18 protein-coding genes, 1 other RNA gene and 2 pseudogenes are annotated in these 15,610 nt (G+C 51.7%); 9 read left to right on the plus strand and 12 right to left on the minus strand.

What is annotated here, in order from left to right; genetic code table 11:
* Positions 1–154 precede the first annotated feature (154 nt).
* From F3J31_RS14630 to F3J31_RS14640, 3 genes are read left to right on the plus strand one after another with little or no spacing between them, the layout of a single operon-like run.
* Entirely contained in the window at positions 155–682 is a 528-nt protein-coding gene (locus F3J31_RS14630) for a tetratricopeptide repeat protein (protein ID WP_024908319.1), read from the plus strand.
* On the plus strand, positions 663–1,220 hold the full coding sequence (locus F3J31_RS14635) for a sigma-70 family RNA polymerase sigma factor (RefSeq protein ID WP_048226663.1): 558 nt from the start codon (positions 663–665) through the stop codon (positions 1,218–1,220). The genes F3J31_RS14630 and F3J31_RS14635 overlap by 20 nt, the downstream gene beginning before the upstream one ends.
* A complete protein-coding gene (locus F3J31_RS14640) occupies positions 1,217–2,008 on the plus strand; it encodes a hypothetical protein (protein WP_167213821.1) in 792 nt (263 codons plus the stop codon). Before F3J31_RS14635 ends, F3J31_RS14640 begins: the two co-directional genes overlap by 4 nt.
* On the opposite strand, the gene F3J31_RS14645 is transcribed toward F3J31_RS14640, so the two are convergent.
* Together F3J31_RS14645 and F3J31_RS14650 are read right to left on the minus strand one after the other, a co-directional pair.
* On the minus strand, positions 2,000–2,560 hold the full coding sequence (locus tag F3J31_RS14645; RefSeq protein WP_167213824.1) for a YceI family protein: 561 nt from the start codon (positions 2,558–2,560) through the stop codon (positions 2,000–2,002). The genes F3J31_RS14640 and F3J31_RS14645 overlap by 9 nt on opposite strands.
* A gap of 105 nt (positions 2,561–2,665) precedes the next feature.
* Positions 2,666–3,022: a hypothetical protein gene (locus F3J31_RS14650; RefSeq protein ID WP_023333137.1), complete on the minus strand. Its 357-nt coding sequence runs from the start codon at positions 3,020–3,022 to the stop codon at positions 2,666–2,668.
* A 386-nt stretch (positions 3,023–3,408) separates the two neighbouring features.
* On the opposite strand from F3J31_RS14650, the pseudogene F3J31_RS14655 reads away from it, so the two are divergent.
* From F3J31_RS14655 to F3J31_RS14665, 3 genes and pseudogenes are all read left to right on the plus strand, one after another.
* A pseudogene (locus F3J31_RS14655) lies at positions 3,409–3,606 on the plus strand (nucleotidyltransferase domain-containing protein); the annotation flags it as partial.
* Positions 3,607–3,763: 157 nt separating this feature from the next.
* On the plus strand, positions 3,764–4,540 hold the full coding sequence (locus F3J31_RS14660; RefSeq protein WP_167213826.1) for an isocitrate lyase/phosphoenolpyruvate mutase family protein: 777 nt from the start codon (positions 3,764–3,766) through the stop codon (positions 4,538–4,540).
* Positions 4,524–5,570: a methylated-DNA--[protein]-cysteine S-methyltransferase gene (locus F3J31_RS14665; protein ID WP_167213829.1), complete on the plus strand. Its 1,047-nt coding sequence runs from the start codon at positions 4,524–4,526 to the stop codon at positions 5,568–5,570. The genes F3J31_RS14660 and F3J31_RS14665 overlap by 17 nt, the downstream gene beginning before the upstream one ends.
* A 186-nt stretch (positions 5,571–5,756) precedes the next feature.
* On the opposite strand, the gene F3J31_RS14670 is transcribed toward F3J31_RS14665, so the two are convergent.
* Both F3J31_RS14670 and F3J31_RS14675 read right to left on the minus strand, forming a co-directional pair.
* Positions 5,757–6,224: a hypothetical protein gene (locus tag F3J31_RS14670; protein ID WP_167213832.1), complete on the minus strand. Its 468-nt coding sequence runs from the start codon at positions 6,222–6,224 to the stop codon at positions 5,757–5,759.
* Positions 6,225–6,501: 277 nt separating this feature from the next.
* Positions 6,502–7,622 (minus strand): IS3 family transposase gene (locus tag F3J31_RS14675; RefSeq protein ID WP_167213835.1). Its coding sequence is split into 2 segments (ribosomal slippage): positions 6,502–7,364 and positions 7,364–7,622, totalling 1,122 coding nucleotides; the frame shifts between segments, so codons are not numbered across the junction.
* Positions 7,623–7,696: 74 nt separating this feature from the next.
* Here F3J31_RS14675 and F3J31_RS14680 point away from each other — a divergent pair.
* A pseudogene (locus F3J31_RS14680) lies at positions 7,697–8,011 on the plus strand (hypothetical protein); the annotation flags it as partial.
* A 706-nt stretch (positions 8,012–8,717) separates the two neighbouring features.
* On the opposite strand, the gene F3J31_RS14685 reads toward F3J31_RS14680, so the two are convergent.
* From F3J31_RS14685 to smpB, 5 genes are all read right to left on the minus strand, one after another.
* Entirely contained in the window at positions 8,718–9,077 is a 360-nt protein-coding gene (locus tag F3J31_RS14685) for a hypothetical protein (protein WP_167213840.1), read from the minus strand.
* A 12-nt stretch (positions 9,078–9,089) separates the two neighbouring features.
* Positions 9,090–9,641 (minus strand): hypothetical protein, encoded by a 552-nt coding sequence (locus tag F3J31_RS14690; RefSeq protein ID WP_167213843.1) that lies wholly within the window; start codon positions 9,639–9,641, stop codon positions 9,090–9,092.
* A gap of 574 nt (positions 9,642–10,215) precedes the next feature.
* Complete coding sequence (locus F3J31_RS14695) at positions 10,216–10,458, minus strand: hypothetical protein (RefSeq protein WP_167213845.1); 243 nt, start codon at positions 10,456–10,458, stop codon at positions 10,216–10,218.
* 87 nt (positions 10,459–10,545) lie between these two features.
* Positions 10,546–10,909, minus strand: a transfer-messenger RNA (tmRNA) gene (gene ssrA / locus F3J31_RS14700).
* Positions 10,910–10,998: 89 nt separating this feature from the next.
* On the minus strand, positions 10,999–11,481 hold the full coding sequence (smpB, locus tag F3J31_RS14705) for an SsrA-binding protein SmpB (RefSeq protein WP_008502505.1): 483 nt from the start codon (positions 11,479–11,481) through the stop codon (positions 10,999–11,001).
* Positions 11,482–11,637: 156 nt separating this feature from the next.
* On the opposite strand from smpB, the gene F3J31_RS14710 reads away from it, so the two are divergent.
* The gene (locus F3J31_RS14710; RefSeq protein ID WP_014832955.1) at positions 11,638–12,075 is read left to right on the plus strand and encodes a type II toxin-antitoxin system RatA family toxin; all 438 of its coding nucleotides are present in this window, start codon (positions 11,638–11,640) and stop codon (positions 12,073–12,075) included.
* A complete protein-coding gene (locus F3J31_RS14715) occupies positions 12,065–12,352 on the plus strand; it encodes an RnfH family protein (protein WP_008502503.1) in 288 nt (95 codons plus the stop codon). The genes F3J31_RS14710 and F3J31_RS14715 overlap by 11 nt, the downstream gene beginning before the upstream one ends.
* A 104-nt stretch (positions 12,353–12,456) precedes the next feature.
* Here F3J31_RS14715 and bamE read toward each other — a convergent pair whose 3' ends face one another.
* The 3 genes from bamE to nadK form a co-directional block, all read right to left on the minus strand.
* Positions 12,457–12,795 (minus strand): outer membrane protein assembly factor BamE, encoded by a 339-nt coding sequence (gene bamE, locus F3J31_RS14720; RefSeq protein ID WP_008502502.1) that lies wholly within the window; start codon positions 12,793–12,795, stop codon positions 12,457–12,459.
* A gap of 138 nt (positions 12,796–12,933) precedes the next feature.
* Positions 12,934–14,595 carry a DNA repair protein RecN gene (gene recN, locus F3J31_RS14725; protein ID WP_048029282.1) on the minus strand — a complete coding sequence of 554 codons (1,662 nt, stop codon included), beginning with the start codon at positions 14,593–14,595 and terminating at the stop codon, positions 12,934–12,936.
* 85 nt (positions 14,596–14,680) lie between these two features.
* Positions 14,681–15,559 carry an NAD(+) kinase gene (gene nadK, locus F3J31_RS14730; RefSeq protein WP_167213848.1) on the minus strand — a complete coding sequence of 293 codons (879 nt, stop codon included), beginning with the start codon at positions 15,557–15,559 and terminating at the stop codon, positions 14,681–14,683.
* Positions 15,560–15,610: the final 51 nt, after the last annotated feature.

Consider the following 15,610-nt stretch of genomic DNA (forward strand, 5'->3'; position numbering starts at 1 on the left):
CGGGCAAGCAAAGAGAAAATAAGCTGATTTATTTTCTTTGGGACTGAGGCGCGGGCAGGACTTCAGGACAGTAAAAAAAATTCACCGAAGAATGAATAAAAATCGTCAGCCGGACGTTTACTGACGTCACTCCCCACTTACCCTGGAGTTTTGTATGAACACGACCTCGTTTCGTTTGATCCCGGTGCTGATTTTTTCCCTGCTGTCTCCACTGGCGCTGGCCATGGGCAATAATAGTACCGAGAGCAAAACGCCCGACTGTCCTGCCGGTCAGGTGTATGACAGCGCCACGCAGAAATGCGTGCCGGACAAGAGCAGCAGCCTCAGCGACCAGGACAAAACCAACTACGCGTACCATCTCGCGAAGAAAGGGGAGTACCAGGCGGCGCTGAATCTGCTTGATTCGCTGAAAAATGGCAACACGGCTGAAGCGTGGAACTATCGCGGGTTCGCCACGCGCAAACTGGGCCGCACGGACGAAGGGATTGGTTACTACCAGCGCGCGCTGGCTATCGCGCCGGATTATGCCAAAGCCCGGGAGTATCTCGGTGAAGCATGGATGGTGAAAGGACGTCCGGACCTCGCGAAAGAACAGCTGAAGGTGATTGCCGGTATCTGTGGCCAGTCCTGCGAGGAGTACCGTGACCTGCAGGCCGCCATCAATGGACACCCGGAATCCTGATTTTCTCGTGGAGGGAAAACCCATCGCAACCCGTGAGGTTCGTCAACAGCTCGCCGCACTCCTGCCGCGTCTCTGGCGCTATGGGCTGGTGCTGTCGCGAAACAGGGATATCGCCGAAGAGCTGGTTCAGTCCACCTGCGTGCGTGCGCTTGAAAGAAGCAGCCAGTATACGCCTGGCACGCGCATCGACAGGTGGCTGTTCGCGATCCTGCACTCCATCTGGATCTCTGAGCTTCGGGCACGACACGTTCGACAGGGGCAGGGATTTGTTCCCAGCGACGAGCTGCTGGCACCGGACACCCACGAACAGAATGAGACGCGCCTGCATTACCTTCAGGTAATGCAGCGCGTTAACGCGCTGCCCGAAGCCCAGCGCAACGCGATATTTTTGGTTTATGTCGAAGGCTTTACCTACCTGGAGGCGGCGGAGACCCTGGCGGTGCCGATCGGTACCGTGATGAGCCGACTGGCGACGGCACGGGCTCGGCTTGCCAGATCCGCTGACGCACTACCTCCGGTAAAGGAGAACCGCTCTTGAACGCGCACCGTTTTACACCGCCCTATAACGACGACGCCATCGTGGCCTGGATAGATGGCGAGATGTGTCGCGCCGACGCGCAGCAGTTTGAAGAACAGTTAAAGCGTGACGAACGCCTCGCCGGGCGAACCGATGAACTGATGAAAAGCAGCCAGGATTACGCCGGGGCGTTTGCTTCTCTGCTGGATGACGCGCCTCTTGAGACGATGCAGGCGCGTCTTGCGGCACTTCCCGACCCGCAGTCCGCCACGCCGACTGGCGTCAGCCGACGGGCGCTGATCGCCGCCTCGGTCAGTTTCTTGCTGGTCGGCTCCGGGCTGGGCTACCTGCTGCGGCCTGCTGCTGCCCCAGAGGATGAGAATGCCCATATCCGCGACCTCGAAGCGCAATATATGTCCCTGTACAGCGTCGAGACGCTGCTGGATATGGACAGCGCAACGCCGGTTCTGCAGCGCGGGCTGGAACGGGCCGCGCAGGACATCGGCATGACGCTAAACCTGTCGCAGCTTACCCTGCAGGGGGCAGAGCTTAAAATGGTGCGCATGCTGCGCTATGAAACGACGTCTATCGCGCAGATTGCCTGGATCAACCCCGACTACGGCCCGATGGCCCTCTGTATTTCGCCTGTTGATGAGAAGGCGACGGCCTCGCTCCAACAGGAGCAGCGGCACAGCATGAACCTGGCGTGGTGGCTGGAGGCGGGCTACCAGTTTGTCCTGATTGGCCGCAACCCGCCGTCCTATCTGCGGGAACACGCGGAGCAGCTACAGCGCCTGATCTCAGGGTGACGGCACCTTGTTCGTCTGAATCGCAATGGCGATGGCAATACGATCGTCCACGACCAGGGCAAACTTATCCATCCCATAGGACGCGCGCGAGATCGCCGTGGTGGCGTCCAGCGTGGGGGACTGCGCATGCGGGTCTTTCACCACGGCCTCCAGGAGCACTGGTCGGGCAATGTTTCGTACGGTCAGCGTGCCGAACACCCTGAACCGTCCGGCGCCCTGGGCGACCACGCGAGAGCTGATGAACTCGATGGTCGGGTAGTGCTCCGCATCAAAAAACATGTCGCTTTTTAATTGCCAGGTGAGCAGCTTGTTTGAGGCCACCAGGGTTGCCACAGGAATGGTGACGTGGATGTGGTCGTCAACGTCGTTATCCGGATTGAGCGTCACGGCACCCGTTACGCCGCTGAACGTTGCCCAGGAGAGGATGCCGCCGAAGGCATGCCACGAGAGCCGAATGGCGGTGTTATCGGTATCGATAAGGTAGCTTTTCGGGGCAGCATGCAGGGAAGGGCACAACAGCAGAACGGTCAGAAAGGCCAAAAGGCGGTACATAGTGGTTTCTCCGATAAGTGCGCACTGCGTAAACGCCTGAGGTGCTAATTATATTCGAAGAAATAAAAAAGGCCGCAAGCGCGACCTTTTCGTGAGTATAACGACTTACTCAGTGACTTTCTTTTCCAGCTCGCTGGCACCTTCTTTGGTTTTGTTCCAGCCTTTCTCAGCGCCTTCTTTGGTGGCATCCCACCCTTTCTCGGTGCCTTCTTTGGTTTTATGCCAGGCTTTCTGGGAATCTTCGCTGACCTTGCTGCCCAGGCTCTCGCTCTTGCCTTCCGCAGCATGCTTCTGTTTCAGCTTCAGCTCTTCACCTTTGTTCTGCTCTTCGTGCAGTTTTTGCTTCGCCTCGTTGGCGTTTGCGTTCGCCGCCGCGACGGTATCGTCAGTTGCATGTGTGGTCGCAGCAAATACTGGGGAAGCCAGCAGAACGGCAGATAATGCGATAATTGTTTTTTTCATAATATCCTCATTTAACGTTATCGGTTATGAGCGTGATTCAGCATGGCACAGGCGAAACGGGATGGCTTTAGGAAAAAACTGTAATGAGATCAACATGCCCTGATGAGAGGTATTTCGCCTGAGGATTATCCAAAGGGTAAAACGCCTATTTCCGCGAGGGCGGCGAGCGTCAGGAGAATGAATATGATGACGGTTATGGGTCTGTACATGGTGGAGTTCCTTTCGGGTTAAGCGGCTATTCCGTAGCGCTGGGTGGGGGTGTTTTTTTATTCTCCATAGGGGGAGGGGCGGTGTCGTTGATGTTGGTCAAAGGGAGAGGGTAGCTTCTCAAGCGAGCAGATGAGTGAGCTCTGTCAGGGCTGGACGTAGTGATTGTGGTGGAATGATCGCAGATTCACTCCCTTCTCGCTGGCGGCTCGCTTGTTCATGGTGGGTTCGATCAATACTCCGATCTTGATTTTGTCGTTGTGGTAGACCCTCTCTACTATGACGAAATCATGGCTCAACGTATTGTGTTCGCCGGAACACTGGGTCACCTGCTCCATGCTTTCACCGGGGAACATGTGGGAGAGCCTCGTCTGCTTAGCCATGCTGAAAGCCGGAGCCCGGGCCTGAAAGGTTTTGGTCTGTTCCGCCCCCATGTTCAGACGACGTTTGCTAAAAAATGGTCGTCTGAATTTCGGTTGTGAGGTTCTTCCTGAGTGCTTAGATTCATTTTCAATCTATCGAGAGGATATGAATATGAACTTTGCAGAACGCCACTATCAGCATGAGCCTCTTCTTATCGCCAACGTCTGGGATGCCGCCAGTGCTGTCGCAGCGCAAAAAGCAGGCTACCAGGTTCTGGGAACGTCCAGTGCAGCTATAGCGTCCACACTGGGATATGACGACGGGCAGGGAGTGCCGTTTGATGAGTTATTTTATATGGTCACCCGGATCCGGGCTGCCAGCAAACTGCCATTGAGCGTTGACATGGAAGCAGGGTATGGTGATTCAGCCGAAGAGATAGCAGACAATCTGCGGCGCCTTGCTCAGACAGGCGTCGCAGGCGTTAACCTCGAAGACAGCCGAGTCATAAACGGGGTTCGTCAGCTTGACGATGCCTCTGATTTTTCCCGTAACCTGAGAACAGTATGCGATACGCTGAGAAGCGAAAATTACAGCCTGTTTCTGAACATCCGGACTGACACGTACCTGCTCGGACATGAAGACGCGTTGCAGGAGACGATATTACGGGGTCAACGCTATAAAGCTGCAGGTGCTGACGGCTTTTTTGTTCCCTGCCTGACGTCAGAGAAAGACATCAGCCTCATTGCAGAGGCAACGGGGTTACCTTTGAATGTCATGTGTATGCCCGATCTTCCGTCATTCGACAGGCTGAAACGGGCAGGGGTAAGCCGCATTTCAATGGGCAATTTTGTTCATTCAGCGATGCAGTCAACGCTGACTGATGTCATGCATGCGATCCGATCTCGTCAGAAGTTTGAAGGACTTTTTGGCGATGAAAATAACCGATAAAAATCTGTGTGATATCTGGTATCAGGCATTACTTGAACGTGCTTCAGACTACACAGGCGTGTTTTTTGTTGGCGTCAAAACCACTGGTGTATTCTGCATTTCGGTATGCCGGGCGCGAAAGCCCAAGCGCGAAAATGTTGAATTTTATAAAGATGCCAAATCTGCCCTGGCGGACGGCTTTCGTCCCTGTAAAGTCTGCAGACCTGCGGAAAATGCGCACAGCGCGCCATTATTCGTTGAGCAGGCGCTTGCGCTTGTCAGGCGCGATATCAAATCCCGTGTAGCAGACGCGGAGCTTCGTCAGCATGGCATCAGCCCGGAGCGGGTAAGGCGCTGGTTCCTGCAACATCACGGCATCACTTTTCAGGCTTTCCAGCGAATGCAGCGGGTGAACGTTGCCCTGCAGGAGCTAAAAAGTGGACGAGCGGCGACTGACGTTGCGCTGGACAATGGCTATGAATCGCTTAGCGGCTTTGGTTATACCTACAAGCGGCTTACTGGCGCTGCGCCGACTCAGGCAACTCAGGTGATAGTCATTCACCGGTTTACCACGACGCTTGGACCGATGTTTGTCTGCGCGACAGAGCAGGGAGTCTGTCTGCTGGAGTTTACCGATCGCCGGATGTTAGAAACTGAATTCCGCGATATTCAGCGTCTATTTAACGCCAGAATCGTTACCGGCGAAAACAACCATACCCGACAGACAGTAAAAGAGATCGGCGAGTATTCTGCCGGAACGCGCCGACAGTTTTATCTCGCTTTAGATGCTCCGGGCAGTGATTTTCAACAATCCGTCTGGCATGCGTTGCGTGCTGTTCCCTATGGACAGACCTCACACTATCAGGCCATTTCACTACGGCTTAATAAGCCAAATGCTGTGCGCGCCGTCGCTGCCGCTAACGGTGCCAACCGGATTGCGATTGTCATCCCCTGTCACAGGATAATTGGAAAAGATGGGGCGATGACAGGTTACGGAGGGGGGATTTCACGCAAAGAATGGCTTATTGAGCATGAGAAAAACAATGTTTAATGGCGTGAAGTTGCTGTGTCGCCGCGAAATTTACGGACTTCGCGGGACATGTTGAGGGCACAAAAAAGCCCGCAGGGCTTGCGCCATGCGGGCTTTCAGGACTTCATCAGACGCAGAGCCTGCATACTTTTCAGGAGCATTTATCCAGCTCAGCAGAAAGCCTTTTCATTCTGTTAAATAATGACTTCAGCTTACGTTTTCCGACGCCGGTGCGGCAGATATCGTTATGTACTTTTTCAGACCAGACTCCCGTTTAACCCCTTTGGGATCGGAAACAAAAGGAAGCCGCAAGCGAGGTGAATCGGACACTGTCAGTGTCCAGATATAATCCCCAATAAACCTGAAGTCCACGCTATCGTCAGTGACCTGGAGATCCGCAAAAGTTCCTGTCGAGTACTCATTGCCCAAACGAACAATTTCTTTAAGCCCGTCATGAACGTCAATAAGGACAATTGTCAGGGATTCTTCAAAAATAATGTCATCCGTCAGAAACAGGATGTAACGTTGCTCATTAACCTGGACCGCTGCTTCAAGCACTTGCCCCGGTACAATAATGCCGGTGCTTTTACCATTGAGCACAACGTCAGATTGAGCCTGGGATACATCGGTAGCTTCACTAACCTTAACCAATGTTATTGAATTAACCTGTTGCATAATCAATTCCACAAACGTCCCATTTCCCATGCGGCAAGCGCGCCGCCGACGAAGCCACCGATGAGCACGGAAACAGGTGCGCCTGGCCCACACATTAATCCCGCCATTGCACCACCTGCGGCAGCACCGGCACACCATTAATCGCTATCTGTCTGCCTGATTCAGAAACCTTATCGTCCATTTTACGCATTTTTAATGCTCTGCCGCCATTTCGTCGCCAGGTTTCTGACACGCTATGAGGCATCATCTGACCTGCCCCCAGGATTAGATACAACCTTCAGTTAGTAATGTCGGTTGGTTTTTCTTCATATTTCCTGTTTCGCCAGTCCGTTGCGAATTCAGCTGGTGTCTGGTAATCCAGCGATGAATGGGGACGGCACTCGTTATAATCCTGCCGCCAGTCATTAATCGTTTTCCGGGCATGAAGAATATCGCTGAACCAGTGTTCATTCAGATACTCATCGCGAAAGCGTCCGTTAAAACTCTCAATAAATCCGTTCTGCGTTGGCTTACCTGGCTGGATAAGCCGTAGTTCCACACCATGCTCAAAGGCCCATTGATCGAGCGCGCGGCAGGTAAATTCCGGGCCCTGATCGGTTCTTATTGTCGCCGGATAGCCCCTAAACAGCGCGATGCTGTCCAGAATACGCGTGACCTGAACGCCTGAAATACCGAAAGCAGCGGTGATCGTCAGACACTCCTTCGTGAAATCATCCACACAGGTCAGGCACTTGATTCTCCGACCGTTGGCCAGTGCGTCCATAACGAAATCCATCGACCATGTCAGGTTCGGCGCATCCGGGCGCAGAAGCGGAAACCGTTCGGTTGCCAGCCCTTTACGGCGTCGTCTGCGTTTTACGCTCAGTCCATTAAGGTGGTAAATACGGTATACCCGCTTGTGATTGACGTGAAGGCCCTCCCGACGCAGCAGCTGCCAGATGCGGCGGTAGCCAAAACGCCTGCGCTCCAGTGCCAGCTCAGTGATGCGCCCTGATAAATGCGCATCAGCCGCCGGACGCTGAGCCTCGTAGCGGCAGGTCGACAGAGACAAAGCAGTAAGCCTGCAGGCACGACGTTGCGACAGACCGGTCACATCACACATAAACTTAACGGCTTCCCGCTTGTGGTCTGTCGTCAGTACTTTCGCCCCAGAGCCACCTGAAGCGCCTCCTTATCCAGCATGGCTTCGGCAAGCAGCTTCTTGAGGCGGGCGTTCTCCTCTTCAAGAGATTTAAGCCGCTTCACCTCAGGAACTTCCATGCCACCAAACTTCTTGCGCCAGGTGTAGAAAGTGGCATCGGAAATGGCGTGCTTACGGCAGAGCTCACGGGCAGAAACCCCGGCTTCCGCTTCGCGAAGAATACTGATGATCTGTTCGTCGGAAAAACGCTTCTTCATGGGTATGTCCTCATGTGGCTTATGAAGACATTACTAACATCGGGGTTTGTTAATCAACAGGGAGCAGGTCAGAAGGGCAGCAGTCCACAAAGGTGGCCGGTAATATCACTACTGAAACGATGGGGGTGCTGACGGAGAAAATCGCCGCCCAGCGTAAGTCCATTGCAGCTGCACAGCAGATTATTGGCGGGACGGTACATATAGGGAATGACACCACAAACACCCTGGCCATGTTGCTGGACACTATTGATTTACTGGCAGAGCTGGCGCAGCAGTGCGCCGCGCATACACATCCTGGCACCGGAGTGCCGACCAACGCGAGCGACTTTACCCGAACGCAAACAAAGGCAGGGCAGACCCGGAAAAAGTACCAGGACATTATTGCCTGACCCAAGCGAACCCGCCCCGTGCGGGTTTTTTTATACCCTGTTTCCCCTGTAGGGTATAACCCTTTCATTATTCCTTTGCGGGAGTATCACACCAGAGGCCGCAGGACGCGCAGCACGCCACGCATTCCCCATGTAGTAACCACGCACCCATCTAAGAGATCGTTTCAGTGCTGAAGCGCTGGCGCATTCTCAGCCCGACAAAATAATTACATCGCAGACCAAAACGGCGCTACACCGCACCCGCCTGCGGTTTTTGGATCATAAAAATTTTTCAGTTTTATTTTTCTTCAACCTGACCGCCAGACCGCGCCAGTGCTGGCGGCTTTGCGGAAAACCAAAACTGAAAAGATTGAAAAGAATTTCAGTTTTTTTAGTTTTCAGGATCTGCAAAGGATCTCGCTGAAAGTTCATCTGTATGTTTTAAAAGACTTTTTTTGATTTTTTTTATGTCACTGTACCGATCTGCCGGGTGAAGTCCGGGTGCGGCGTGGAGAACGTGGCAATGCAGCAACGGCATGGCTTAGCCGGTGTTTTACAATCCTGGTACTACTGAAAAAACTGCGCTCTTAAAATGATGTAGGCTCTATCAATGTAAATACAATAATCTTAAATTCAGCTATTGAATAATAATATACAAGTACAATTACTTAGGAAAAGTGGAAAGACTTAGCATCAATCTTCCCACGGGGACTATAGAAAATTTGGGCTATAAAGTTTTCCTACTTTCCTGTATCTCTTTTATTTTTCTTATTTTCTCTTTAGTTCCGTTTTTGTGGTTTTTTATCATTTCTTTGAATTCGGCACTTTCATCATCCAGTGCTTTGTCATTTTCATCTATGTCAAGGGCGAGTTTTTTTTGAGCAACATCTTGCATTTTTTTGATAATTGCATCGTAAGTTTTATTTAGTACAAATGGCGGAATAACGGCCGCATATGCCAATATTAAATAATAATTTTCCGCACCAACTTTTAATGATATTATAGGTTTGTATATATAAAAAACTATACCAGTAACCACAGTAAGGGAGAATCCCATTACCAGTTTTATTGATTCATGATTAGTCATAGCGCGGCCTCATCACAACTCATGAACTCTTTCGTCTATATACAAGGATGCTTCAAGAATTGCCAGTTTCATGTCTACTAATATATATCTTATCATCCTTTCTATATCTTCTTTTTCTTTTTTCTCTCTTTCGATTATTGCATTTATCTCTTGGTCGTCACCCGGTTCATCGTCAGCGTAAAACAACATATCGTAATTATTACTTATGTCACTATAGGCAATGAACGATGCGGTTAGTACAAATAAAAAACCAACTGAAGACTTTAATGAATAACTTACATTTATCTTCTTAAATTTCTTATTCATTTCGTTTGCAAGGCTTTTTAATTTTTCGTAATTATTGCTTAAAGGAGCGTTATATATTGACAGGCATAAACCATGACCAGAAAATGAATTATCTATACATATAAATGAAGTTGATTCATTAACGTTATTTTCTTTTTTTTTGAACTCATTAAGTATTGAAGATATTATTTCATCGTCAATTCTCTCAGGGCTTTTAATTTTTATATAATTATTTTCATCACTCAGTTGAGATATAACATAATTATCAAGGCTATTCATTTATTTAAATTCCTTCATATGAACTTGTCGTTAGCTTAACTGATTTATGTATATTTTTCATCTACTCTCGTTTCTGTTAAGCATGAAATTACATAGATTAGTTTGAGCAATGTTACTCAGATCCAGCCACGTTACATACCTACCTAAGCGAGCATGGGGAATGCCGCTCTTAGCTTCGTTGTTCCACCATATATACTCACTACAGAAACATAAATTATGTTAAATGCTGTTTTCTGTCGGCCAGTATGTGGTCATCTTAAAACGACTCTCAAAGATTTGCTAAAACTATTAAATGAGCACTAGCTATGGTAACGCCGTGGTAGGGAAGGAAAAAATGCAAAACGCTTTAACAATCGCATTGGATCATTGGTTGAATTCGCAGTTCTTAACGACCATTAAGGTTTTATCTTGCCTTACAATAGTGACCGTCATAACAGAATGCTGCTAGCAATTTTCGGTCGCCACTTTGTCGCCATTGAAGGCAACAATAGTACCTAACTCGCAGTATTGTAAGGGATAAAATGACAGGCAACAAAAAACCCATTTACGGCTAAGTAGATGGGTTTAGCGAAGATTAGAAATCTTCGATGTCTCCGGGTTTCACGTAAGGTCGACTTCCAGCAAGCGCCTCAACATATGCAAAGAGTGCGTCCTCCGCCCCACCTCTTTCTCTAATCGTATCTTCTTTTACGAATAGTTTTTCTTTATGCATTTGCAAAATCGCTTCGTCAACGAACGTGTATAGGTCTTGGCCTGTGCGATGCAGTTCAGTGAGCAACGCTTTTAGAGCCAGTTCGGTTTGGTATTTTGTGGCCATCTGCATTTCATCCTTAAGCTTGGTGGACGTAAAGTGGACATGGACAAAAAAAAGGGGTTACGCTTTCACGTAACCCCTTGTTTTAATTGGTGGAGCTGGCGGGAGTTGAACCCGCGTCCGAAATTTCTACATCCTCGGTACTACATGCTTAGTTTGTCTTTACATTCGCACGCCAGCTGCGGACAGACACGCCACTAACGAACTAGCCTGATTAGTTTTAACGCTTCAACCCCAGGCAGGGCTTCCACGCGATCTCTTTTGGGTTTGACCTCTCTTTGATCCCCGTCTTAAGAGCGGAAGCTAGGGAGAGAGGGCTCAGAGCAGGTTATTAAGCTGCTAAAGCGTAGTTTTCGTCGTTTGCGACTATTTTTTTGCGGCTTTTAACGAGGCAAACCGCCCCTCGGCATGCACCTTGGGTTTCGCAAATCCCGTCGAATCCAGAATCAGCCCCAATAGTGTTGAACTGAGTATACCAGATTTCACTTCCTGGATACCAGCCCGGAACGCTAACTTATTGAATAGTACAATAAGTGTGCAGAATCAACGTCCTGCGTTTTTCATAATGCGCGCTTTGTCCAGCTGCCACTCGCGCTCTTTCAGGTCAGTACGTTTGTCGTGCTGTTTTTTACCCTTCGCGACGCCAACTTTTACTTTGCACCAGGCGTTTTTCCAGTACAGCGACAGGGCGACCACGGTGAAACCTTCGCGGTTGATGCGTCCGTAGAGGGATTCCAGCTCACGCTTGTTCAGCAGCAATTTGCGCGTGCGCGTTGGGTCACACACGTAGTGTGAAGAGGCGACGGTCAGCGGCGTAAAGTTTGCGCCGAACAGGAAGGCTTCGCCATCTTTCAGGATCACGTAGCTATCGCCGATGTTGGCTTTCCCGGCGCGCAGCGATTTTACTTCCCAGCCCTGCAACGCAAGGCCAGCTTCGAATTCTTCTTCAATGAAATACTCGTGGCGAGCACGCTTGTTGAGCGCAATGGTCGCCGAGCCTGGTTTATGTGCTTTTTTCTTCGTCATAAGTGTCGTAAAGCCGTCGGTAATCTGATTTCAAAAAGTCACCTCATTGCGTCCTGTGAGGTCTAACGCGCTATCTTAGCACGAGATGAGGCTTAGCGTTTTTTTAACAGGTGATAAATGTTATTATTTGTCCGTTGTGTGACCATGGGAAATGCTATGCCTCAGATTAGCCGTACTGCGCTTGTGCCTTACAGCGCGGAACAAATGTATCAGTTAGTGAACGATGTTCAGTCTTATCCAGAGTTTATTCCGGGATGCACCGGGAGCCGCGTTCTGGAGTCCGGCCCGACGCAGATGACCGCGGCGGTGGATGTCTCCAAAGCGGGGATCAGCAAGACGTTCACCACCCGTAATACGCTGACGAGCAATCAGAGTATTTTGATGCATCTGGTGGATGGTCCCTTTAAGACCCTGATGGGGGGCTGGAAGTTTACGCCGCTGAGCGCTGACGCCTGCCGCATTGAGTTCCATCTGGACTTCGAGTTCACCAATAAGCTGATTGAGCTGGCGTTTGGCCGCATCTTTAAAGAGCTGGCTTCGAATATGGTTCAGGCGTTCACCACCCGCGCCAAAGAGGTTTACAGTGTCGCATAAGATTGCTGTAGAAGTGGTGTACGCGCTGCCGGAGAAGCAGTATCTGCAGCGCGTGACGCTGGAAGAGGGGGCGACCGTTGAGGCGGCCATCCGTGCTTCCGGCATCCTCGAGCTTCGCAGCGATATCGACCTGGCGAAGAATAAGGTCGGGATTTACAGCCGTCCGGTGAAGCTCGGCGATGTGCTGAAAGAGGGCGACCGGGTAGAGATTTATCGTCCGCTGATTGCCGACCCGAAAGAACTGCGTCGTCAGCGTGCGGAGAAGGCCAGTAAGTAGCGCTTTCTTCCCCTCACCCTGACCCTCTCCCCAAAGGGGCGAGGGGATCAACACAAAACAAAAAAGGTGCTCAATGAGCACCTTTTTGCATTTCTGACACCGGATTATTTGGTCAGGGCAGGCTTGTTGTCGATGTTGGTCAACACACCGGCGCTGCTGAAGGTCAGCGTCAGGGTCTGCTGGGTCGCATCTTCATGGCCCGGCTTCTGACGGAATACATAGAACCAGGTGTTAGTGCCGAACGGATCGGACATCATCGGGGTTCCCAGTGCATAAGCGACCTGCTGTTGTGTCATCCCCACGCGGATTTTGGACACATCGTTAGGGGTAAGGTAGTTCCCCTGGTTGATGTCAGGACGGTAAACCACTTTCTCCAGAGTGGAACAGCCTGCGGTCAACATCAGAAGAACCGCTGCGGCAGCGGTCAGCATTTTACAACGCATAGTGATTTGATTCCTTTTCGGGCCCGAGCAGAACGCGGCTCATATGTAATATGCCGATGATAATAGACCTTGCCCCACTTTGAAACCGGTCTGGCGGCGTTTTTGTTGTTCTGTATGACCCTGAGATCCCGAAAAAGTTTATGCCGCCAGCAGTTCTTTCGCGTTCGCGAGCGTGTTACGTGTGACTTCGCTGCCGCCGAGCAGGCGTGCCAGCTCCTGCAGACGCGCACGTTTATCCAGCGGCTTCATGTGCGTTTCGGTCATTTCGCCGTCGGTTTCTTTGCTGACGATAAAGTGATGATGGCCACAGCCCGCGACCTGCGGCAGGTGGGTGACACACATCACCTGCGTGGATTCGCCGAGCTGGCGCAGCAGTTTACCCACCACCGCCGCCGTCGGGCCGCTGATGCCGACATCCACTTCATCGAAAATCAGCGCCGGGGTGTCCATTTTACGCGCGGTGATCACCTGAATCGCCAGCGCAATACGTGACAGTTCACCGCCGGAGGCCACTTTGGAAATCGCCTGCAACGGCTGCCCCGGGTTGGTGGTGACGCGGAATTCGATGCGATCCGCACCTTCCGCCGTCAGGTGATTCTCTTCAAAGCGAACGTCAATGGTGAAGACGCCATGCGGCATCGCCAGCGTGTGCATGCTGTCGGTAATGTGCTGGCTTAACTCCTGAGCATAGTGCTGACGAATTTCATGCAGCTTTTGCGCTGTCGCCAGCGCCTGTTCATGGTGCAGGCTCACCGCCAGAGAGAGAGTTTCCAGCGAGTCAGCCTGATCGTCAAGCTGCTGCTGCTCGTCCAGCAGAGACTGATAGTAGCCCGGCAGCTCTTCCGGAGTAACGTGGTGCTTGCGCGCCAGTGAGATCTGACGGGAGATACGCTGTTCCAGCTCAAACAGACGGTTCGGGTCGAGATCCAGACGCTCACAGTAGTGGCGCAGTTCGTCACCAGCTTCAGAGATCTGAATGGCCGCCTCTTCCAGCATGTCCAGGACGCCAGACAGTTTGCTGTCCATGCCGACCAGTTCGGTAAGCAGCTGACGGACGTTATACAGCTGGCTCTGCAGGTTCACGTCTTCGCCATCCGCCAGCAGGTTAAGCGCATTCTGGCTGGTTGAGAGCAGATGCCCGCTGTTCGCCAGGCGCTTGTACTCTTCGTCGATTTGCTCAAACTCACCCGCCTGCGGGTTAAATTCGTTCAGCTCTTTGAGCTGGTATTCCAGCAGCTCCGCACGGGCGGCGCGCTCCTGGCTTTGCTGCTGGTGCTGAGCAAGCTCGCGGCAGCTCTGATGCCACTGGCGATAGTGCTCCGCCATAAGCTGAGTAAGCGCGTACTCACCCGCATAGCCATCCAGCAGCGCTTTCTGCTGTTCGGGTTTAACGAGTTGCTGATGCGCGTGCTGACCGTGGATCTGGATAAGCAGCTGACCGAGTTCACGAAGCTGGGAGAGAGGGACCGCCGTGCCGTTGATAAAGCCGCGTGAGCGGCCGTCGCTGCTGATTACACGGCGAAGTAAACACTCACGACCATCTTCAAGCTGGTTCTGCTCCAGCCAGCGCTGAGCTGCAGGGGTGTCTTTCAGGGAGAAGCGGGCGCACAGGTCGGCACGGTTTGCGCCCATGCGCACCATGTCGCCCTCGGCGCGGCCGCCAAGGCACAAGCCGAGGGCATCAATGGCAATGGATTTACCCGCACCGGTTTCCCCGGTGATCGCCGTCATGCCGCTGTGGAAATCGATCTCAAGCTCACGAACAATGGCAAAGTTGCTGATGGTCAGTTGTGCCAGCATAATTGTTTTCCTGTATGAAAAACCATAACTGTGTTTTCATACAGTATAAACTGGTTTTATATACAGTAAAGTCCTGGATGCAAAATCAGAACAATTTTTTTGACCAGCCAAGCTTCGAACTTAATGTATTGAAATAGCTGTAATCTTTCGGATGAATCAAATTCAGGTGGTAATCACACCGGCGAATAAGCACATCTTCACCTTCCTGGATCGGCAGCGCAATCTGGCTGTCGCAGCTGATCTCCAGGTCGTTACGGCGGTGCGAGAAGCGCAGACGGATCGTGCTGTCGCCGTTGATGACCAGCGGGCGGGCGGAGAGCGTGTGCGGGAACATCGGCACCAGGGTAATGGCGTCCAGAGAGGGGGTCAGGATTGGGCCGCCGGCAGACAGCGAGTAGGCGGTTGAGCCGGTCGGTGTCGAGATAATCAGCCCGTCAGAACGCTGGGAGAAGGCAAAGATTTCATCGATATAGACTTCGAACTCAATCATATGCGCCACTTTACCGGGGTGAAGGACCACCTCGTTAATCGCGGTGCTGATGCGCTTCTGGCAGTCCTGCTGGCAGACCTGCGCTTCCAGTAAAAAGCGTTTTTCGCTGATATAGTGGCCTTCCAGCACGTCGGCCAGCTGCTGCTGCGCATTGTCCGGGTCGAGGTCGGTTAAAAAACCGAGATTGCCACGGTTGATACCGATGACCTTGATGTCATAACGCGCCAGCGTGCGGGCCGCGCCGAGCATGTTGCCGTCGCCACCCACCACCACCGCGAGATCGGCCTGTTGGCCAATTTCCGCCAGCGTGCCGGTTTTGACGCTCTTCAGCTGCAGCTCCTGAGCAATCTGCTGCTCGACCATCACTTCATAGCTTTTGCTACACAACCAGCGATACAACATTTCATGTGTCGTTAGTGCGGTAGGGTGACGCGGATGCCCGACGATCCCAATACACCTGAAATGATTATTCATTTTCTGGAGGTCCTTGTGCCTGATGAATGATGACAATCTGTCTTGTTCCCT

Origin of the sequence: Enterobacter sp. Acro-832, assembly GCF_011752745.1 — a bacterium.
Taxonomy (GTDB): domain Bacteria; phylum Pseudomonadota; class Gammaproteobacteria; order Enterobacterales; family Enterobacteriaceae; genus Enterobacter; species Enterobacter quasiroggenkampii.